We start from the raw sequence: 20,154 nt of genomic DNA on the forward strand, positions 1-20,154 counted from the left end.
GGCGACGATGGACACGTAGAGCCAGGCCTGGCGGGCGACGAACTCGTCCGTGCCCTCGGTGTCGCCGCCCTTGATGAGCGCGGCGCTCACCAGGATGCCGACGATCACGGCGATCATCGCGAAGAACTCCGTCGTCTTCGTGGCGTGCTTCGTCTCGGTCGTAAGACGCTGGGCGCGGGCCGGGGCGACGTCGGTGCTGCGGGTGTTCGTGGTGGCGTTGGTGGCCATGAGGGACTGCTCCTTGGGGAGGGAAGAGCGGAGAACAGGTGTGCACTCCGCTCGTCGTCCTTGCCCGCCGCTCGCCCTGGCAAACCCGGGGGCCCCGCGGCAGACTGCGATCTCGACGGCTGCCCGGCGGAACCGATGAGTTCTGCGGAGCACGGTCGTCTCCCTTCCAGATCGACCGAACGGCCCCGCTCCCGCGGCGGCCCCCCGAAGGAGTCCCCGATGCCCCGCATGATCTTCCCCAACCTCCCCGTGAAGGACGTCAAGGCGTCCCGCGCCTTCTACGAAGCCCTGGGCTTCCCGATCAACGAGGCGTTCTGCGACGACCAGACCGCGTGCGTCGTGATCGACGAGCACATCATGGTGATGCTGCTGGAGGAGGCGAAGTTCCAGAGCTTCATCAAGAACGAGATCGCCCCGCGGGACACGACGGAGTCGCTGCTCGCGCTCTCCTGCGCCGACAAGGCCGAGGTCGTCGAGCTCGCCGCGAAGGCCAAGGCCGCCGGCGCCGAGGCGTGGAACGACCCCATGGACATGGGCTTCATGTACGGCGAGAGCTTCCGCGACCTCGACGGCCACGTCTGGGAGCTGATGTGGATGGACCCCGCCGCCGCTGCCGGCGACATGGCGGGCGACGCGGAGACCGCCTCGGCCTGATGGACGTCAGACGGCCTTGCCGGGATTCATCGTCCCGGCGGGGTCCCACGCGTCCTTGATCGCCCGGCCCAGCGCGCGGGCCTCGCCGAGCTCCGCGTCGAGGAACGGGGTCTTCAGCGCGCCGACCCCGTGCTCGCCGGAGACGGTGCCGCCGAGGCGCAGCGCGAGCGCCACGATCGCGTCGAAGGCCCCGCGCGCCCGCCGCACGGCGTCCGCGTCGCGGTGGTCGTAGACCACGGTGGGGTGCATGTTGCCGTCGCCCGCGTGCCCGAACGTCCCGATGAGGACCCCGTGCTCCCGGGCGATCTCCTCCACGCCGGCCAGGAGCGCGGGGATCTGCGGCAGCGGCACGGCGACGTCGTCGAGCAGCGTGCTGCCCTTGCGCTCCAGCGCGGGGTAGGCGAGCTGGCGGGCGACGGTGATCATGCGGCCCTCCTCGAGGTCGTCCGAGGCGACGGTGAGCGTCGCGCCCGCGGCCTCGCACAGCACCTCCATCAGTGCGATCTCGCGCGGGCCGGCGTCCGGGCCGGCGTCGGAGCGGGCGAAGAGCACGGCGTGGACGTCGTCCTCGTAGCCCAGCGGCTCGAGCTCCTGCACGGCCTGCAGGGTCGTGCGGTCCATGAGCTCGAGCATCGACGGGCGGACCCGGCGCACGATCGCCGCGACGGCCTCGCCCGCGTCGACGAGCGACGAGAACGTCGCGGCCAGCGTGCTCGCCCGCGGCGGCGCCGGCAGGAGCTTGACGGTGACCTCGGTGATGATCCCGAGCGTGCCCTCGGACCCGCACACCAGGCCGGCGAGGTCGTAGCCCGCGACGCCCTTGCGGGTGCGGTGGCCGACGCGCACGGCGCGGCCGTCGGCGAGCACGACCTCGCAGGAGAGCAGCGCGTCGCGGGTGACCCCGTACTTCACGCAGCACAGGCCCCCGGCGTTCGTGGCGACATTGCCGCCGATCGTGGAGAACTCGCGGCTGGCGGGGTCGGGGGCGTACCAGAGGCCCTCCGCGGCGGCCGCCGCGCCGAGGGCCGCGTTGACCACGCCGGGCTCGACGGTGGCGGTCAGGCCCGCGGCGTCGAGCTCGACGATCCGGTCCATCCGCTCGAGGCTGATCACGAGCCCGCCGTCGATCGCGTTCGCGCCGCCGCTCAGGCCGGATCCGGCGCCGCGGGGGACGATGGGCACGCCGTGGGCGGCGGCCGCGTGCACGGCCGCCTGGACCTCGGCGGTCGACGTCGGGCGGACGACGGCCGCGGGGACGCCGGCCGGCAAGAGGCCCGGTGCCGCCTGGTCGTAGCGGTACGAGGCCAGCAGGTCGGGGTCGACGAGGACGTCGCCGGCGGCGGCCAGGTCGGCGAGCAGGGCGTCGACGGCGACCGCGCTCACGCCACGGCCTCCGGCGCCTGGTCGGCGGGGTCGGCCACGGGCCGCGGACCCGAGGGCGCGGGGTCGTCGATGACCGTCGTGCGCTCGTAGAGGGCGCGGATGTGGTCGCCCACCAGGCGGGCGGCGTCGTCCGCCTGACCCTCCCGCACGGCGGCGAGGATCGACGCGTGCTCGGCCCGCAGGCGGTCGAGCTCGTCCGCCACCTCGGGCAGCCTGTGCAGCGCGGTGCGCAGGTGCTCGGATATCGAGCTGCGGACGGCGAGCATCACGAGCCGCAGCGCGCTGTTGCCCGACGCCTCGACGAGGGCCAGGTGGAACTGCACGTCGGCGACCTCGAACGCGTCGACGTCCGTGCCCGCGGCGTCCATCGCCGCCAGCGCCGCGGTGGCGGCGGACAGGTCGGGCCGGGGCCGGCGGGCGGCCGTCGCCGCGAGCGCCGCACCCTCGAGCGCGCGGCGCAGCTCGATGAGGTCTCCGAGCGGGACGCCGCCGAGGCGCAGGAGCGCGGTGAACGCCTCGCCGACGGGCCCCTCGGAGAGCACGTCGACGGCGGTGACCCGCAGTGGCGCGGTCGGGCCGGCCGCGACCACGAGGCCCTGGGCCTGCAGGGCGCGCAGCGCCTCGCGCACGCTCGTGCGGCCGACGCCGAAGCGCAGGCAGAGCTCGCGCTCCGACGGCAGCTCGTGCCCGGGGCCGAGCTCGCCGTCGAGGATCGCGGCGCGCAGCTGGGCGGCGACCTGCTGGTACACCGGCCGGCGCTCGAGCGCTTCGTAGACCATGCCGCCACCCTACCCCCCGACGGGCTGGTCAGACAAGCTAGCCTGGCGGCACCATGACCCGTTCCCTGGTTCACACCTGCGTCCGCGTCCTCGACGTCGACGCGTCCCTCGTCTTCTACCGCCGCCTCGGCTTCGAGGAGCGCGGCCGCCTCAACTTCGAGAGCGCCTACAACGTCTACCTGGGGCTCCCCGGTGGCGGCGACGCGCTCGAGCTGACCGTCAACGTCGGGCAGGAGGAGCCCTACGCGCTCGGCACGGGCTACAACCACATCGCCGTGACCGTCGAAGATCTCCCCGCCCTCCTGGAGGAGCTCGCCGCCGCCGGCATCGAGCCGGAGAAGCCGGCGTTCCACCCGGGCGGCCGCGAGGACCTGCCCCTGATCGCGTTCGTGCAGGACCCGGACGGCTACCGCATCGAGCTCATCGACGGCGGGCGCTTCGACACGCCGCAGGACGGCCCTCACCCGTCGACGACGGCCTGATCGGCGCACCCGAGGCGGGGCGGCGGCTTTCCCACCCCGCCCCGCCGGGGGGCCTTTGCGTGTCCGCGGACACATTGGACTTGTCAGACCAGCAGTCAGGGGTCTAGGCTCGCGGCCATTCCGGGCCCTGACCCCGGCTGACGAGAGGAGAGGACCCGATGGCCACCACGCCGAGCACCCCGGTCGCGACGACCCTGACGTCGCCCGCGAGCCGTGAGCTGCTGAAGGACGTCGCCCGCGCGATGTTCCCCCACCCGTCGTTCCCCGATGCGCCGTACGAGCGCGCCGTGGGCACGATCCTCGAGGCCGCCGAGGCCGACGTCCGCCTGCGGGCCCAGCTCGAGCAGGGCCTGCGCGACGTCGACGTCGTCGGCGGCTCCCCGTTCGCCGAGCTCGACGACGCCGCGCGCCTCGCGGTGCTGCGCCGGATCGAGGGCACCGCGTTCTTCGAGCACGTCCGCACCCGCCTGGTCACCGGGCTCTACGACCAGAAGCCGGTGTGGGACCTGCTGGGCTACGAAGGCTCCTGTCCCGACGGGAACGGCTACCTCGGCCGCGGCTTCGACGACCTGGACTGGCTCCCCGAACCGCAGATCGTCGACCCGCACCGCGACGAGATCGTCCGATGAGCACCGTCCAGATCCGCGGGCGCTTCGACACCCCCACCTTCGCCGAGGACGACGAGGACGTCGTCGTCATCGTCGGCTCCGGTCCCGGCGGCGGCACGCTCGCCCACGAGCTCTGCGAGCGCGGCATCCGCTGCGTCGTCCTCGAGGCCGGGCCGCACCTGACCGCCGAGGACTACGTGCAGGACGAGTGGGAGGCCTTCAACCAGATGGCCTGGCTCGACCCGCGCACGACCTCGGGCTCCTTCCGCCTGGCGAAGGACTTCCCGAACCTGCCCGCCTGGACCGTGAAGGCCGTGGGCGGCACCGCGACGCACTGGGCCGGCGCGACGCCGAGGTTCAAGGCGCACGAGTTCCAGACGGCGACGCGCTACGGCGCGATCGACGGTGCGACGCTGCTCGACTGGCCGATCGGCCTGGAGGACCTTGAGCCGTACTACGACCGGGCGGAGGAGAAGATGGGGGTCACCCACGTCGGGGGCCGCCCGCCGCTGCCGGCGAACAACAACTTCAAGGTCATGGGCAACGGGGCGAAGGAGCTGGGCTACCGGCACATCGCCACGGGGCCCTACGCCACGAACTCCGCACCCTTCGACGGCCGCCCCGCCACGGTGCAGGACGGGTTCAACTTCCAGGGCGACAAGCAGGAGGCCAAGTGGTCGCCGCTGGTCTCCGAGCTCCCGAAGGCCGTGAGGACGGGCAACCTCGACCTGCGCGCCGGCTGCCACGTCGTGCAGATCACCCACGACGCCCGCGGCCGCGCCGACGGCGTGCTCTACCTCGACGAGGAGGGTGGCCTGCACAAGCAGCGCGGCCGGGCGGTCTGCGTGGCGGGCAACGCGATCGAGACCGCGCGCCTGCTGCTGCTCTCGGACTCCCCGCTGTTCCCTGACGGCCTGGCGAATTCGTCCGGCCAGGTCGGCCGCAACTACATGCGCCACCTGACGGCCTCCGTCTACGGCCGCTTCGACCGCGAGGTCAAGATGTGGCGCGGCGAGACGATGGCCGGCGTCGTGGCGGACGAGTCCCGGCACGACACCGACCGCGGGTTCGCCGGCGGCTACTACATGCAGCTGATCTCGCTCGGCGTGCCGTTCCTCGCAGCGTTCGTCGAGCCGGGCGGCTGGGGCCCGGACTTCACGGCCACGATGGACGCGTACTCGAGCACCGCGGGCATGTGGCTCGTCGGCGAGGACATGCCGCAGGCCGACAACCGCGTCACGCTGAACCAGGGGATGACGGACGCGCACGGCCTGCCTGTCCCGCACGTGCACTTCGACGACCACCCCAACGACGTGGCGATGCGCGAGCACGGGTGGACGCAGGGCACGAAGCTCTACGAGGCCGTAGGCGCGACGAACGTGCACCGTACTCCGCCCTACCCGTCGACCCACAACCTCGGCACGTGCCGGATGAGCGCGCGGCCCGAGGACGGCGTCGTGAACGAGTGGGGCCGCGCGCACGACGTGCCGAACCTCTTCGTCTCGGACGGCTCGCAGTTCACGACGGGCGCGGCGGCGAACCCGACGCTGACGATCGTCGCGCTCGGCATCCGCCAGGCCGAGCACATCGCGGCCGAGATCGGCCGCGGGGCGCTCTGAGGGAGACGCCCAGGGCCGTCCGGCGCCTCCCCGGTCACGGCGGGGAGGCGCCCCGTGACCAGGGAGACCCGTCGGCGGACGGCGGCGGATCCGGCACCGGCGTGGCGGGGAGCGCACGGGTGCCCCGGCGGGCCGCCCGTGTGAGCGGCGTGTGCGGGTGCTGTGAGCGGCCCCGCGGATGCTGCCGGCATGAGCACCACCACCGCCGCGCCACAGGCGCCCGCGCCGCCCACACCGGCGCCCACCTCGTCCCGCACGTACACGTCGCTCCGCGCCGCCTGGATCCCGCTGGCCGCCCTCTGCCTCGCGTTCTTCGTCGAGATGGTCGACAACACGCTGCTGTCGATCGCGCTGCCCACCATCGCCCGCGACCTCGGCACCGGCACCACCGGCCTGCAATGGGTCACCGGCGCGTACTCGCTGACCTTCGGCGGCCTGCTCCTCACCGCCGGGTCGATCGCCGATCGCTGGGGACGACGGCGGGTCCTCTCGATCGGGCTCGCCGTGTTCGGCGCGCTGAGCCTCTGCGTCGTCTTCGTGCAGTCCGCCGAGGAGCTGACCGCGCTGCGCGCCGGCCTCGGCGTCGCCGCCGCGGCGATGGCGCCGATCACGAACTCCCTCGTCTTCCGGCTCTTCGACGACGCGGCGCTGCGCATGCGCGCGATGACCCTGATGATCGTCGTCGGCATGTCCGGGTTCGTCCTGGGCCCGGTGCTGGGCGGCAGCGTCCTGACGCACGTGAGCTGGGAGTGGCTGCTCGTCGTCAACGCGCCGATCGCGCTGATCGCCTACATCGGCGTGCGGATGGGCGTCGCGGCCGACCGTCCGGAGGACCTGACCGCCGACCGGCTCGACCTGCCCGGCGCGGTCCTCAGCGTCGCCACCATCGGCCTGGCCTGCTACTCGCTCACGAGCGGCATCGAGCACGGCTGGGCGTCCATCAGCACGGTCGCGGCGGTCGTCGGCGCCCTCGCCGCCGGCCTCGGCTTCGTGTGGCACGAGCGCCGCGCCGCCGCACCGATGCTCGACCTGGGCCTGTTCAAGAACGGCACCGTCCGCGGCGCCGCGATCGCGCAGACCGGGACGTCGATCGCCATGGCCAGCGTGATGTTCGGCCTGATCCTGCACTTCCAGTACGCCTACGGCTGGAGCCCCATGAAGGCCGGGCTGGCGAACCTGCCGCTGATCGCGACGATGATCCTCGCGACCCCGATCTCCGAGGGCCTCGGGAAGCGCTTCGGGCACCGCGTCGCGTGCCTGGTCGGTGCCGCGCTGCTCGCCGGCGGGCTGGCCGGGCTGTCCTGGGGCGTCTCCCACGGGTACCTCGCCATCGCCCTCTCGATGGTCGTCATGACGATCGGCCTGCGGACGATCATGACCATCTGCGCGGTCGCCCTGGTCGACGCGATGCCCGCGAACCGCACGTCGATGGGCACGGCCCTGAACGACACGGCGCAGGAGGTCGGCACGAGCGTCGGCACCGCCGTCGTCGGCACGCTGATCGCCGTCCTCGTCACCACCGCGCTGCCCGCCGGGACGTGGAGCCCCGAGCTCGTGAGCTCGTTCTTCCACGGCGAGCGGATCACGTTCGGCATCCTCGCGGTCGTCGTCGGCCTGGTCGCCGGGTACGGCGCGCACACCCTCACCGACTCGCGGTCCGTCGAGGAGGATCACGGGGAGGAGCCGGCCGTCGCGGGCAGCGCACAGCCGGCCTGAGGCCCGCCGGGGCGCCGGTCAGCGGCCGAGCCGCGCCGGGTCGAGCAGGGCGAGGGCCGCGTCCCGGCCGCGCCCGCGGCCGGACCGGTACCCGGCCTCGAAAGCCTCGTCCCCGAGGGTCTCCCGCAGGTGCGCCGTCAGCCGCACGATCTCGGGGTCGGTGGCGTCCGCGGCGCCGCGCAGCCGGGCGGCGCCGCCGAGGGCCTCGGCGGCCGCCGTGGCCTCGCCGATGGCGCTCGCGAAGGCGGCGACCGCGACCCCGACCAGCGCGACGATCGGCCCGTCCTGGGTCCCGGACGCCGCCGGGTATGCGAGTCCCACGTGCTCCCGTGCGGCGTCGAGGTCGTGGTCCGCGACGGCGACCAGGGCCGCGGAAGCGTGGACGCCCGCCACGATGTGCCCGCGCTCCGGGCGGGTCGGGGCGACGCGCTCGAGCGTCCGGAGGGCCGCGGCGGTCAGCTCCCGGGCCTCCTCCTCGTCGCCGAGCTGCCAGCCGATGCGGGCCAGGAACGCCCCGGCGAACGCCGCCTCGATGCCGCCGACGTCGGTGGCGTCCCGCGAGCGGCGCGCGTAGTCGCGGGCGCCCTCGAGGTCGCCGCGGCGCCAGCGGACGCCGGCGATGTCGAGCAGCAGCCGCGCGTTGTCGCCGTCGGCACCGACCTCCTGGAGCAGCGCGCGCGCCTCCTCGAGCGCCGCGGCGGCGGCCTCGAGATCGTCCTCGAGCGTCAGCAGGCCGCCGAGCGCGGTCAGCGCCGCCGCGAGCCCCCAGCGCTCGCCGAGCGCGCGGAAGGCGACGAGGGCCTCGCCGACGTGACGCCGCATGCCCTCGACGTCCCCGTCGTTCTCCGCCGCGTGCGCGAGCGCGAGCGGGACGGTCGCGCGGACCCACGCGTCGTCGTTCTGCAGCGTGCGGGCGAAGAGGCGCTCGGCGCGGGCGGTCTGCCCGGAGAACCAGGCCATCACCGGCACGAAGGCCGCGGCGACCGGGCGCGACGAGAGGTCCAGCCCGTCGAGCTCGTCGAGCAACGCGGCGAGGTCGGTGCGGACGTCGGCGCCCGGCGCGTCGCCCTGCACCACGAGCAGGCTCTCCGCGACGAGGCGGTCCAGGGGGTCGGCGTCGCCGGGCACGGCCTGTGCGAGCCGGACGGTCGCGATCACGTCGTTCGGGCTGCCGGAGAGCACCCAGAACCACCCGAGGGACAGTGCGAGGCGCAGGGCGGCGCGGGCGTCGCCGTCGTCGGCGAGCCAGCGCAGGGCGGCGAGCAGGTTGTCGCGCTCGGCCTGGAGGAGGGCGAACCACGGCAGCTGCTGCGGGCCGCGCAGGTGGGCGTCGGCCTGCTCCGCCAGCGCGGCGAAGTAGTGGGCGTGCGCTGTCCGCGTGCCGGTGAGCTCGTCCCGCTTGCCGAGCTGCTCGACCCCGTACTCGCGGATGGTCTCGAGCATCCGGTACCGGGGCGCGTCGCGGTTCACGAGGACGAGCAGCGAGCGGTCGACGAGCGCCGCGAGCAGGTCGAGCACCGCGTCGGCGTCGAGGCCGTCGCCCGCGCACACGGCGGCCGCGCTCTCCGGGGTGACGCCGGCCGGGAAGACGGCGATGCGGCGGGCGACGAGGCGTTCGTCCTCGCTCAGCAGGTCCCAGCTCCAGTCGACGACGGCTCGGAGCGTCTGCTGCCGGGGCAGCGCGGCGCGGCTGCCGCCGGTGAGCAGGCGGAACCGGTCGTCGAGGCGGGCGGCGATCTGCGCCACCGGCAGCGACCGCAGGCGGGCGGCGGCGAGCTCGATCGCGAGGGGGAGCCCGTCGAGGCGCCGGCAGATCTCGACGACGCTGCCGACGCTCGCCGCGTCCACGACGAAGCCCGGCGAGACGGCGGCCGCGCGATCGGCGAACAGGCGCACGGCGGGGTGCTCGAGCGCGGTGGGCGCGTCCGCGTCGGCGGCGGGCAGGCCGAGCGGCCCGACGGTCTCCAACCGCTCCCCGGCGATGCCCAGCGGCTCGCGGCTCGTGGCGATGATCCGCAGCCGGGGGCAGTGGGCGAGCAGCCGGTCCGCGAGGACGGCGGCCGCCGTGATCACGTGCTCGCAGTTGTCGAGGACGAGCAGGCAGTCGCGCTCGGCGAGGACGTCGAGCAGGTGCGCGACCGGATCAGGGGCGGACGGCCCGCCGCCCGTCGTGGGCGCGACGCCGCCGGCGTGCTGCAGCAGCCGGGCCTCGCGCAGGCCGAGCGCCCCGAGGGCGGTCGCGCCGACGTCCGCCGGGTCGCCGATCGCCGCGAGCTCGACCATCCAGACGCCGTCGGCGGCCCGGTCCTGCCGGCGGCCCGCGACCTCGCCGGCCAGCCGCGTCTTGCCGGCCCCGCCGGGGCCGACCAGGGTGAGCAGGCGGTGCTCGTCCAGGAGCGCGTCGAGACGCTCCACCTCGTCGTCGCGACCGACGAAGCTCGTCACGGGGTGACGCAGGTTCGTGCGGCGGGGGGTCGCGGCGGCCGGGGCGCCGTTCGTCGCCCGGGCACCGGCGTCCGCGGTCGGCGCCCTCGCGCCGGCCGTCCCGTCGATCACGGCCTGGTGGGCGGCGCGGAGCTCCGCGGAGGGCACGGCGCCCAGCTCGGCGTCGAGGCGCCGGCGGATCCCCTCGTAGGCGTCGAGCGCCTCGGCGGCCCGGCCGGCGGCCGCCAACGCGCGCATCCGCTGCGCGACGAGCCGCTCGTGGAGCGGGTGGTCCACGGTCAGCCCGTCGAGCTCCGGGACGAGGTCGGCACCGCCGCCGAGCAGCAGGTCGGCCTCGACGCGGTCGACCGTCGCGGCGACGCGCAACGCCTCGAGCCGGTCGGCCGCCTCCGCGGCGAACCGCTGCTCGCCCGCGAGCTCCCCGAGCGCGGGACCGCGCCACGTGACGAGCGCGCGGCGGAGGACGTCGGCGGCGCCCGGCGCGTCGCCGGCCCGCAGCGCCGCCGACCCCGCCCGCGCGGCGGCCTCGAAGGCGAGGGCGTCGACGTCCGCGGCGGCGACCGCCAGGCGATATCCGGCGGCGCCCGAGACCACAGCGTCCGTCCCGAGCGCGCGCCGGAGCCGCGAGACCAGGGCCTGCAGCGCGTGGCCGGCGTCGCGCGGCGGCGTCTCCTCCCAGATCGCGTCGATCAGTGCGGGGCGCGAGACGTCGCGCCCGGCGTCGAGGGCCAGCCGGGCCAGGAGCGCGCGGACGCGGGCCCCCGCGACGGGCACGGGGCGCTCGTCGCGCCAGACCTCCAGACCGCCGAGGATGGCCACGCGCACGCGCCCACTCTTGCACGGGCTGGCGGCGGCCCCACCGACGGCTGCGCACGCGCCACCCGCGGGGGCAGGCGCGTCGTCCTCCCGACGCGGTGGACGCGCGCAACCCGCGTCCCCACGGGCCCCGGCGGGCGTCGCGCTACCTTCGGGGGAGGGGTCCGGGAGTCGCCCGGACCGCGTGCCCGGGGTGCTCCCGGGCCGGCTGGGAGGTCTTCATGGGGACGCGGTTGTCGGTACTGGATCTGGCCACGGCGGGCGGCGGCGTCTCGCCGCGGGACGCGCTGCTCGGCAGCGCCGAGCTCGCCAAGCGCGCCGAGGAGTGGGGCTACGGCCGCTACTGGTTCTCGGAGCACCACAACATGCCGAGCATCGTCTCGTCGACGCCGGCGGTGCTCGCGGGCTTCATCGCGTCGCACACGGACCGCATCCGGGTCGGCTCGGGCGGCGTGATGCTGCCGAACCACTCCCCGCTGATCATCGCGGAGCAGTACGGCACGCTGGCCACGCTCTACCCGGGCCGCGTCGACCTGGGTCTCGGCCGCGCGCCGGGTACCGACCTCGACACGGTGCGCGCGATGCGCCGCTCGCCCCAGGCGTCGGATCGCTTCCCGCAGGACGTCGTCGAGCTGCAGCGCCTGCTCGGCCCCTCCCAGCCCGGGCAGACGGTCCGCGCGATCCCGGGCGAGGGCACCGAGGTTCCCCTCTACATCCTGGGCTCCTCCCTGTTCGGCGCCCAGCTGGCCGCCCAGCTCGGGCTGCCCTACGCGTTCGCCTCGCACTTCGCGCCCGCCGAGCTCCTGAACGCCGCGCGCGTGTACCGCGAGGAGTTCCAGCCGTCGGAGAAGCTCGCCGAGCCCTACATGATCGCCTCGATGAACGTGTTCGCCGCCGACACGGACGACGAGGCCCGTCTGCTGCACGCGACGGCGCTCGAGAAGATGGCCCGCGCGCTCAGCGGCCGCGCGCCCGACGGGGACCGCGAGGAGACCGAGGCGATCCTCCGCTCCCCGGTCGGCCGCCACGCGATGCAGATGCTCCACTACTCCGCCGTGGGTGACGCCGACGGTGTGGGCGAGCAAGTCGCCGCCTTCGCGGACGGCTGCGGCGCCGACGAGGTCATGGTCGCGATGAACGTCGCCGACCTCCCCGCCCGCATGCGCTCGTACGAGCTGCTCGCGTCGCGGATCGTGCAGGACGCCGCGCAGACGGTCGCGGGCGGCTGAGGACCGGCGGGGCGGACGCCTCGCCGAGGGTCGGGGGACGCGGGTCTTCGCCCGATCCCTTGACCCTCACGCCACGTGAGGCCCCATAGTCCGACTCGTGGACGAGCACACGGTGGGAGAGGTCGCCCGGTTGTCGGGCGTGTCGGTGCGGACCCTGCACCACTACGACGCGATCGGGCTGCTGACGCCGAGCGGGCGCAGCGAGGCCGGCTACCGCCTGTACTCGGCCACGGATCTGGCGCGGCTGCGCCGGATCCTCGTCTACCGCGAGCTCGAGCTCGGCCTGGAGGGGATCCGCCAGATCCTCGCCGACCCCGACGCACGGGCCGCGGATCACCTGCGCCGGCAGCACCGCCTGCTCCGCGACCGTCGGTCGCGGATCGACGAGCTGCTCGGCGCGATCGAGCACGAGATGGAGGCACACGAGATGGGCATCGCACTGACCCCGGAGGAGCAGTTCGAGATCTTCGGCACCGACCGCCTGGAGGAGCACGCGGCGGAGGCGAAGGAGAAGTGGGGGGACGAGGACACGTGGCGGGAGTCCGCACGGCGCACGGCCGCCTACACGAAGGACGACTGGACCCGGATCAAGGCCGAGGCGGACGCGAACATCCAGGGGTTCGTCCGCGCGATCGAGGCGGGCCTGCCCGCCGACGGGCCCGAGGCGAGGGCGCTGGCCGAGGAGCACCGGCGGCACCTCGACCGCTGGTTCTACCCGTGCACCCTCCATGCGCACCGCGGGCTTGCCGCCCTCTACGTGTCGGACCCGCGGTACACGGCGCAGTGGGATGCCGCCGCTCCCGGGTTCTCCCGGTACGTCCACGACGCGATCCTGGCCAACGCGTCGGGCTCGGCGTAGGCCACGCGGTGGCGGGGGGGCTCGGGTCGTCCCACCCCCGGATCCGGGGGATCCGGGGCCCCGCGGAGCCCCTCCCGCGGCCCGGTGGGCGATCCTGTCCTGCGGCGCCCTCGGCACGACCGCCGACGCCGAGACAGGAACGACACCCATGGCCCTCGACTGCACCTACCGCCTGCACATCCCCCACCGCGTCGGGCAGCTCGCGAAGCTGACCACGCGGATCGCCGAGCACGGGGGCGTCATCGGCGACATCGTCACGGTGTCCGTCGCCCGCCACGAGGCGTTGCGCGAGATCACCGTCGAGGTGCGCGACAAGGCGCACGCCGACGAGCTGGCCCGCGCGCTGGGCGAGCTGGAGGACGTCTCCGTCTCCTGGTACCACGACCGCGCGTTCATCGCCCACGAGGGGGGCAAGCTGCGCACCTCCGGCAAGCCCGTGACCACGGTGCAGGAGGTGCGCGACGTCTACACCCCGGGCGTGGCGCGCGTGTCCCAGGCCATCGCGGAGCACCCCGAGCTGGCGGACCGGTTCACGATGATCGGCCGGTCGGTGGCGATCGTCACCAACGGCAGTCGCGTGCTCGGCCTGGGCGACATCGGCCCGGTCGCCGCGATGCCGGTGATGGAGGGCAAGGCGCTCTTCTACTCCCAGTTCGTCGGGTTGACGGCCGTGCCGATCCTCATCGATAGCCACGACGTGGACGAGATCGTCGAGACCGTCCTGCGGATCGCCCCGGGCTTCGGCGCGATCCACCTCGAGGACATCTCCGCCCCCGCCTGCTTCGAGATCGAGCGCCGGCTCGACGAGGCGCTGCCCAAGCCGGTGATGCACGACGACGTCCACGGCACCGCCGTCTCCACCTTCGCCGCCGCCCTGGCCGCCTGCCGCCACGTGGGCCTGCGGCTCGACAAGGCCGTCGTCGGGCAGATCGGCCTGGGCGCCGCCGGATCGGGCATCGCCAACCTGATCCACGACGCCGGCGTCGACCGGCTCGTCGCCACGGACCCGAACCCCGCCGCCCGCGAGCGCGCGGCGGCGAGTGGGCTCGAGGTCGTCGACGGGGTCGAGGCCGTCATGGCCCAGGCCGACGTCGTCATCGCCACGAGCGGCCAGCCCGGGCTGATCCGCCCGGAGTGGGTGCGCCCCGGCACCGTCGTCCTGGCGCTCACGAACCCGGCGCCCGAGATCGAGCCCGAGGCCGCGCTCGCCGCCGGGGCCGCGTTCGCCGCGGACGGCACGAGCGTGAACAACGTCCTGGGCTACCCGGGCATCTTCAAGGGCGCGCTCGAGGCCGGCGCCACCCGCATCAACGTCGAGATGAAGCGCGCCGCGGCCTGGGCGCTGGCCGGCCTGACGGTCGAGTCCGAGCTCGTCCCCGACGTGCTGGACCCCGCGGTCCACGCCGCCGTCGCCGAGGCGGTGCGCAAGGCCGCGATCGAGAGCGGGGCCGGCGCGGGGCGGGACGAGACGCCGCTGCGGTAGGGCGACGGAACGCCCGGTCCGGGACACTCCCGCACGTGTGGACCACGAGACGAGCCGGCGGCCGACGCCGGGCCGACGCCGCGTGGGCTCTCGCGGCGGCCCTGGCCGTGACGGCCCCCCTCGTGACCGGTTGTGGGTCCGGCCGGGACGAGCCAGCTGGATCCCCGGCGCTCCGCGAGTTCCGGCAGCAGTTCGCCGTGCTCCGGGCGGCTCCGGGCCAGGCCGACGAACCTCCGAAGGGCTCCGACCTGGCCGGCACGCCCGAGCTGCGTCGCGTCGGCCCGCGGGCGGTCATGGGCGCGAGCCTCTGGCTCGCGTTCGACGCCGAGACGTCCAAGCTCTGCCCGTGGCTCGAGGAGGATCCGCCCGGGACGCTCCAGAGGGCGTGCCTGACGCCGAGCGAGACCCGCGACGGCAGCGCCGGGCACGCCACCGCGGGAGGGCACGGACAGGACCGGGCGGTGACCTACGGCATCGTCCGTGACGGGCCGCGGTGCGCGGTGCTCCTTCGAGCCGACCGGACGAGGGTCGAGGTGCCGATCGTCCGGAACGGGTGGATGACCGAGACCCGCTTCAGCAACGCCCTGCAGAGCGTCGCCTACCGCGACGCCCCCTGCGACTGACGACACGCGACGCAGCCCCCGCCTCGCCGCCGTCCCCGGGAGCCGCGCTCGTCCGTGCGGCGGCCTCAAAAGGATTTTGCCCTCATTTCCTATATGACCGGCTACGCTGCCCGCCATGACATCTCCGGAGGGCAGCGCCGCGCGGCAGCTGAAGGACGCCGACACGATCGTCGTCGGCGGCGGGTCGGCCGGCTCGGTGGTTGCGCGGCGCTTGGTCGACGCGGGCCAGCGGGTGCTGCTGATCGAGGCGGGATCGGCGGCCGAGAACCCCGCCATCCACGACCCGGGCCGGGCTGGCGAGCTGTGGCTCTCGCCCCAGGACTGGGGCTACCACACGGTCCCGCAGCCGCACGCGGCCGGACGCCGCCTGCACCTGCCGCGCGGCAAGGTGCTCGGCGGCTCGCACGCCCTGAACGCGATGATCTGGGTGCGTGGGGCGCCGAGCGACTACGACGCCTGGGCCGCCGCCGGCTGCGACGGCTGGGCGTGGGACGACGTCCTCCCCGTCTTCCGCGCCATCGAGGACTACGACGGAGGGGCGTCCGAGCTGCGGGGCGCGGGCGGCCCGCTGACCGTCGCCGGCGACTACCCGCGCGCCCCGATCCACGAGGCGATCGTGGCGGCAGCGCAGGAGGCCGGCGTGCCGCTCAACCCCGACTACAACGGCGAGCGGCCCGACGGGGTCTCCTGGATGCAGCTGACGATCCGCGATCGCCGCCGCCTGACCACGGCGGGCGCGTACCTCGAGCCGCTCGCGGACGACCCGGGGCTGGCCGTGCGGACGGACGCGCCGGTCGAACGACTCCTGCTCGAGGACGGTCGCTGCGTCGGCGTCCGGGTGGTCGGTCCCGACGGGCCGGAAGACCTCCGCGCCGACGAGGTCGTGCTGTCCGCGGGGGCGATCGGCTCGCCGCTGATCCTGCTGCGGTCCGGCATCGGGCCGGCCGGGCACCTCGCCGAGGTCGGTGTCGAGACGGTCGTCGACCTGCCCGGCGTGGGGGAGAACCTGCACGACCACTACCTCTCGCCCGTCATCCTGGGCGCCGAGCGGCCGATCGACGCGCCCGTCGTCGGCGGGACGCCCGCCCAGACGCACCTCTTCTGGCGCTCGCGCGAGGGGCTGCCGGCCCCCGACGTCCAGCCGATCTTCTTCGCGGTACCGATGTACGAGGAGTGGATGGAGGGGCCGGCGAACGGCTTCTCGCTCATGGCCGGCATCGTCCGGCCCGAGAGCCGCGGCCGGCTGCGGCTGGGCGGTCCCGGCCTCGACGACGAGCCGCTCATCGACCTCGGCACGCTCGAGGCCGAGGCGGACGTGGACGCCCTCGTCGCCGCGGTCGAGCTGTGCCGCCGCATCGCCGGGCAGGACGCGCTGCGGGCGTGGGGGACGGCCGAGCTCTACCCCGGACCCGACATCGCGGACCGCGACGCGCTGCGCGACTACGTCCGCCGGACGGTCATCACCTACCACCACCAGGTCGGGACTTGCCGCATGGGCGTCGACGAGGGGGCCGTCGTCGACCCGCGCCTGCGGGTGCGAGGCGTCGCCGGGCTGCGCGTGGTCGACGCGTCGATCATGCCGGTCGTCCCGAGCGGCAACACGAACGCGCCCGCGGTGATGATCGGCGAGCGCGGCGCGGCCTTCCTGCTGCAGGACCGCGCCGGAGCCGTTGTAGGATAGGAAATCCTATAGGACACGGTCGCGGGCGATGCCCGCCGGAGGCAGCATGATCGAGGACACGACGCGGGAGCTCCCGCTGCGCACGCCGCCGCAGGCGCTCGTCGACGGGCGCTGGACGGCGCTGGGAGGCGCGACGTTCGCGGTGACGGACCCGTTCGACGGCGCGGAGCTGGTGCGGATCACCGACGCGGGGCCCGCCGACGCCGACGCCGCGATGGAGGGCGCCTGGGAGGGGTTCCTGGCCTGGCGGTCGACGCCCGCGCGGGAGCGCGCCACCGTCCTGCGTCGCGCGCACGACCTGCTGCTCGTGCGACAGGAGGAGCTGGCGACGCTGATCGCGACCGAGATGGGCAAGGCCCTGCCCGACGCGCGCGGCGAGGTGGCCTACGCCGCCGGGTTCCTCCTGGAGTACGCCGAGCGGGCACCGCGGATCGAGGGGCGCCACGCGCTGCACGAGCGGACCGGGGCGCGGATTCTCACCCAGCAGGACCCGGTCGGGCCGTGCGTCCTGGTGACGCCGTGGAACTTCCCACTGGCGATGGGCGCGCGCAAGATCGCCCCGGCGTTGGCGGTGGGCTGCTCCGTCGTGGTCAAGCCGCCGCAGCAGACGCCGCTGACGATGCTGGCGCTCGCCGGCATCCTGCTCGAGGCCGGGGTGCACCCCAAGGCGGTCTCCGTCGTGCCGACGACGGATTCGCGCGCGACGACGTCGGCGCTGATCGCGCACCCGCGGACCGCGAAGCTCTCCTTCACCGGATCGACGCCGGTCGGGCGCGACCTCGCGCGGCAGGGCGGCGAGGCGCTCCTGCGGATGTCGATGGAGCTGGGCGGCAACGCCCCCTTCCTCGTCTTCGAGGACGCCGACCTGGACGCGGCGCTCGAGGCCGCCCGGATCGCGAAGTTCCGCAACGGCGGCCAGGCGTGCACGTCGGCCAACCGGTTCCTCGTGCACGAGGCGGTGGCGCCCGCGTTCGTCGACGGCCTCGTGCGGATCGCCGACGCGTTCGTGCTCGGACGCGGGACGGATCCGGCGACGACGCTCGGGCCGATGATCGACGACCGGGCCGTCGGCAAGGTGCGGGAGCTCGTGGGGGACGCCGTCGCCCGGGGCGCCACGGTCCGGGCGGGCGGCGACGGCCGGGCCTCGGGGCGCCTCTACCCCGCCACGGTCCTGACGGACGTCCCCGCGGGCGCCCGGATCCTGCGGGAGGAGGTCTTCGGGCCGGTCGCCCCGGTCGTGACGTTCGGCAGCGAGGCCGAGGCCGTGCGGATGGCCAACGACACGGAGTACGGCCTGGTGGCCTACGCGTTCACCCGTGACGCCGCGCGCGCGGACCGGCTCTCGCGGGTCCTCGACGTCGGCATGGTCGGCCTGAACACGGGCCTCGTGTCGAACCCGGCCGCACCCTTCGGGGGCGTCAAGGCCTCGGGCTTCGGGCGCGAGGGCGGCCCGGAGGGGCTCGAGGAGTACCTGCAGACGCGGTACGTCGCCTCGCCGGCGCCGGGCGCCTGAGGTCGGCGGATCAGTCCGCGGCGGACGCGTCCGCGCCGGTCCCCTGGGTGGCGCCGACGCCGTCGCTCGCCTGCGCCCCTCGGCGCGCGTCCTCGAGCAGCCGCTGCAGACGGCGGACCGCGCTGTCGGTGTCGTCGGACCGGCCGTGGAGGAGCTGCTGCACGATGAGCCCGTCGAGGGCGGCGAAGACCACGCGGGCGAGCGCCTCGTCCTCCTCGTCGAACCCGGCGCGCACGAGCTCGCGGCGCGCCGCGGCGATGTACATGGCGTAGGTGTCGCGGATGGCCTCGCCGATCTCGGGCTGTCTGCGGCTGTCCAGCGCGAGCTCGAGCTCGAAGCGGAAGGGGGCGTCGTCTGCGGCGATGACGGAGCCCAGTTCGGAGGCGAACCCCGACAGGTCGCCGGTCTCGCGCTCCAGGCCGGTGCGCTCGGCGGAGCGCGCGGCCGAGGCCAGGACCGTCGCGCGCAGCAACGCGTCGCGCGAGCCGAAGTGGTGGGCCACGAGCCCGTGCGTGACGCCCGCCTCCTGCGCGACGGCGCGGTAGGTGAGGCCCCGCAGGCCCCGCTCGCCCACGACGCGGACCGCGGCGGCGATCAACGCCGCCCGCCCGCCGCCGTAGCCGGGGCGGCTCGACTTCTCCTGCGCGCTCACCCGCCGAGCATAGGCCGCAGGGTCGGGGCCGGCACCCACGGGACTGATCGAACGGCGGATGCGATGGGTGCTCCCTGGGGCCCGCTGCTCAGGCGTTCCACCGCACGTGGAGCTCCCGGGGCGCCCGGAAGGCCCACCCGCGGACGACGGCGGGCCGCTCCGGGTCCAGGTGGAGCCCGGGGAGCGCGGAGACGACCTCCTCCAGCACGATGCGCTCGAGCTGCCGGGAGAAGAAGTGGCCGGAGCAGAAGTGGGCGCCCTTCCCGAACGCCATGTGCGACCGGCGCTCGCGGTCGAGGTCGTAGCGGTCGCCCTGTTCGAACCGCCGCTCGTCGCGGTTGGCCGAGGCGACCGCCGCCAGCACGATGTCGCCCTCGCGGATCAGGGTGCCCTCGACCTCGACGTCCCGGGTGGCCTGGCGCTCGACCGTGCCGATCGGCGCGATCCAGCGCAGCCCCTCGGTGACGGCGTCCGGCGCGAGCGAGGGGTCCTGGACGACCCGGGCGTACTGCTCGGGACGACCGAGGAGCCCGAGCAGCGTCGAGCCCACGGCGTGGCCCGGCTCCTGCATGCCGCCGAGCAGGATGACCTTCAGCGACGGGTAGATGTGCGCACGGTCGCGCGGGTCGCCCTCCGGTCGGCCGCCGTGGAGCATGTGGGAGAGCATGCTGTCGTCGGGCCGGCGCTCGAGGCGGTCGAGCACGGGGTCGAGGCGCTCCTCGATCTCCCGCGTCACGGCGTCGGCACCGACGAACCCGGCGGGGGTCGCCTCGACGTTCGAGACCCCGACGTTCAGCTCGTGGAACCACCAGCGGAGCGTGTCGTCGTCGACGCCGAGCCCCAGGAGCTCCCCCAGCGCGTGGACGCTCACGGGCTCGAGCAGCTCGCCCATGAGCTCGGACGCCCCGCGCGGCGCGAGCTCGGCCAGGCGGGCACGGGCCAGCGGGCGCACCAGGTCGTCGATGTACCCGTTGACCTGCCGCGGGCGCAGCCGGGGGTCGACCGCCTGGCGCAGGTCCCGGTGCGCCGGGTCGATCGTCGTGAGCACGTTGGGCGTGCCGAACACCCGGTTCAGGGTCGGGTGGCGCTCCGCGCCGCGGAACGCGTCGGCGTCCGTCCCGACCTGCAGGCACGCGTCCCAGCGGGTCACGAACCAGACGCCGCCCCACGCCGCCCAGGCGACGGGCGCCTCGGCCCGCAGCTGCGCGTAGTGGGGATACGGGTCGAGGTCGAGCTCCTCGGGGGTGAAGTTCACCTGCGGTGTGGTGCCCATGCGGTGCCGCCCGGTCTGTCGTCGAGTGCGCGTTGACACACGGCTGTCCATCCGGATAGCGTGGTCAACGAAATCCTATACGACCTGCGGACAGCGTTGGAACGGAGTGGC

The 20,154-nt window shown here is 74.8% G+C and carries 16 protein-coding genes and 1 pseudogene; 11 read left to right on the plus strand and 6 right to left on the minus strand.

Annotated features, from left to right (window positions below; genetic code table 11):
* A pseudogene (locus F593_RS24395) lies at positions 1–228 on the minus strand (hypothetical protein); the annotation flags it as partial.
* A 219-nt stretch (positions 229–447) separates the two neighbouring features.
* Between F593_RS24395 and F593_RS24400 the strand changes: the two are divergent.
* Positions 448–882 carry a VOC family protein gene (locus F593_RS24400; RefSeq protein ID WP_022928816.1) on the plus strand — a complete coding sequence of 145 codons (435 nt, stop codon included), beginning with the start codon at positions 448–450 and terminating at the stop codon, positions 880–882.
* Positions 883–888: 6 nt separating this feature from the next.
* On the opposite strand, the gene F593_RS0111070 is transcribed toward F593_RS24400, so the two are convergent.
* On the minus strand, positions 889–2,265 hold the full coding sequence (locus F593_RS0111070; RefSeq protein WP_022928817.1) for an FAD-binding oxidoreductase: 1,377 nt from the start codon (positions 2,263–2,265) through the stop codon (positions 889–891).
* A complete protein-coding gene (locus F593_RS24405) occupies positions 2,262–3,044 on the minus strand; it encodes a FadR/GntR family transcriptional regulator (protein ID WP_022928818.1) in 783 nt (260 codons plus the stop codon). Before F593_RS24405 ends, F593_RS0111070 begins: the two co-directional genes overlap by 4 nt.
* 53 nt (positions 3,045–3,097) lie before the next feature.
* Here F593_RS24405 and F593_RS0111080 point away from each other — a divergent pair, with 53 nt between their 5' ends.
* The 4 genes from F593_RS0111080 (at position 3,098) to F593_RS0111095 (ending at position 7,469) form a co-directional block, all read left to right on the plus strand.
* Complete coding sequence (locus tag F593_RS0111080) at positions 3,098–3,526, plus strand: VOC family protein (protein ID WP_022928819.1); 429 nt, start codon at positions 3,098–3,100, stop codon at positions 3,524–3,526.
* 158 nt (positions 3,527–3,684) lie between these two features.
* Positions 3,685–4,155 carry a hypothetical protein gene (locus tag F593_RS0111085; RefSeq protein ID WP_022928820.1) on the plus strand — a complete coding sequence of 157 codons (471 nt, stop codon included), beginning with the start codon at positions 3,685–3,687 and terminating at the stop codon, positions 4,153–4,155.
* The gene (locus F593_RS0111090; RefSeq protein ID WP_022928821.1) at positions 4,152–5,753 is read left to right on the plus strand and encodes a GMC family oxidoreductase; all 1,602 of its coding nucleotides are present in this window, start codon (positions 4,152–4,154) and stop codon (positions 5,751–5,753) included. Before F593_RS0111085 ends, F593_RS0111090 begins: the two co-directional genes overlap by 4 nt.
* 189 nt (positions 5,754–5,942) lie before the next feature.
* Positions 5,943–7,469, plus strand: a complete 1,527-nt coding sequence (locus tag F593_RS0111095; RefSeq protein WP_022928822.1) for an MFS transporter — start codon at positions 5,943–5,945, stop codon at positions 7,467–7,469.
* An 18-nt stretch (positions 7,470–7,487) separates the two neighbouring features.
* Here the strand turns inward: F593_RS0111095 and F593_RS24410 are convergent, their stop codons facing one another.
* Entirely contained in the window at positions 7,488–10,739 is a 3,252-nt protein-coding gene (locus F593_RS24410) for an AfsR/SARP family transcriptional regulator (RefSeq protein ID WP_022928823.1), read from the minus strand.
* 212 nt (positions 10,740–10,951) lie between these two features.
* On the opposite strand from F593_RS24410, the gene F593_RS0111105 reads away from it, so the two are divergent.
* The 6 genes from F593_RS0111105 (at position 10,952) to F593_RS0111130 (ending at position 18,118) form a co-directional block, all read left to right on the plus strand.
* Positions 10,952–11,959: an LLM class flavin-dependent oxidoreductase gene (locus F593_RS0111105; protein WP_028721615.1), complete on the plus strand. Its 1,008-nt coding sequence runs from the start codon at positions 10,952–10,954 to the stop codon at positions 11,957–11,959.
* Between the two features lie 97 nt (positions 11,960–12,056).
* Positions 12,057–12,818 (plus strand): MerR family transcriptional regulator, encoded by a 762-nt coding sequence (locus F593_RS0111110; RefSeq protein WP_022928825.1) that lies wholly within the window; start codon positions 12,057–12,059, stop codon positions 12,816–12,818.
* A gap of 148 nt (positions 12,819–12,966) precedes the next feature.
* A complete protein-coding gene (locus tag F593_RS24415; RefSeq protein ID WP_022928826.1) occupies positions 12,967–14,301 on the plus strand; it encodes an NAD-dependent malic enzyme in 1,335 nt (444 codons plus the stop codon).
* 35 nt (positions 14,302–14,336) lie between these two features.
* Complete coding sequence (locus F593_RS0111120) at positions 14,337–14,924, plus strand: hypothetical protein (protein WP_022928827.1); 588 nt, start codon at positions 14,337–14,339, stop codon at positions 14,922–14,924.
* A 115-nt stretch (positions 14,925–15,039) separates the two neighbouring features.
* A complete protein-coding gene (locus F593_RS0111125; RefSeq protein ID WP_022928828.1) occupies positions 15,040–16,605 on the plus strand; it encodes a GMC family oxidoreductase in 1,566 nt (521 codons plus the stop codon).
* A 28-nt stretch (positions 16,606–16,633) separates the two neighbouring features.
* Entirely contained in the window at positions 16,634–18,118 is a 1,485-nt protein-coding gene (locus F593_RS0111130) for an NAD-dependent succinate-semialdehyde dehydrogenase (protein WP_022928829.1), read from the plus strand.
* A 10-nt stretch (positions 18,119–18,128) separates the two neighbouring features.
* On the opposite strand, the gene F593_RS24420 is transcribed toward F593_RS0111130, so the two are convergent.
* Together F593_RS24420 and F593_RS0111140 are read right to left on the minus strand one after the other, a co-directional pair.
* Positions 18,129–18,770, minus strand: coding sequence for a TetR/AcrR family transcriptional regulator (locus tag F593_RS24420; protein ID WP_022928830.1), 642 nt, complete (start codon positions 18,768–18,770; stop codon positions 18,129–18,131).
* An 88-nt stretch (positions 18,771–18,858) separates the two neighbouring features.
* Positions 18,859–20,043: a cytochrome P450 gene (locus tag F593_RS0111140; RefSeq protein ID WP_022928831.1), complete on the minus strand. Its 1,185-nt coding sequence runs from the start codon at positions 20,041–20,043 to the stop codon at positions 18,859–18,861.
* Positions 20,044–20,154: the final 111 nt, after the last annotated feature.

The organism is Patulibacter americanus DSM 16676, from assembly GCF_000420025.1.
Lineage (GTDB): Bacteria > Actinomycetota > Thermoleophilia > Solirubrobacterales > Solirubrobacteraceae > Patulibacter > Patulibacter americanus.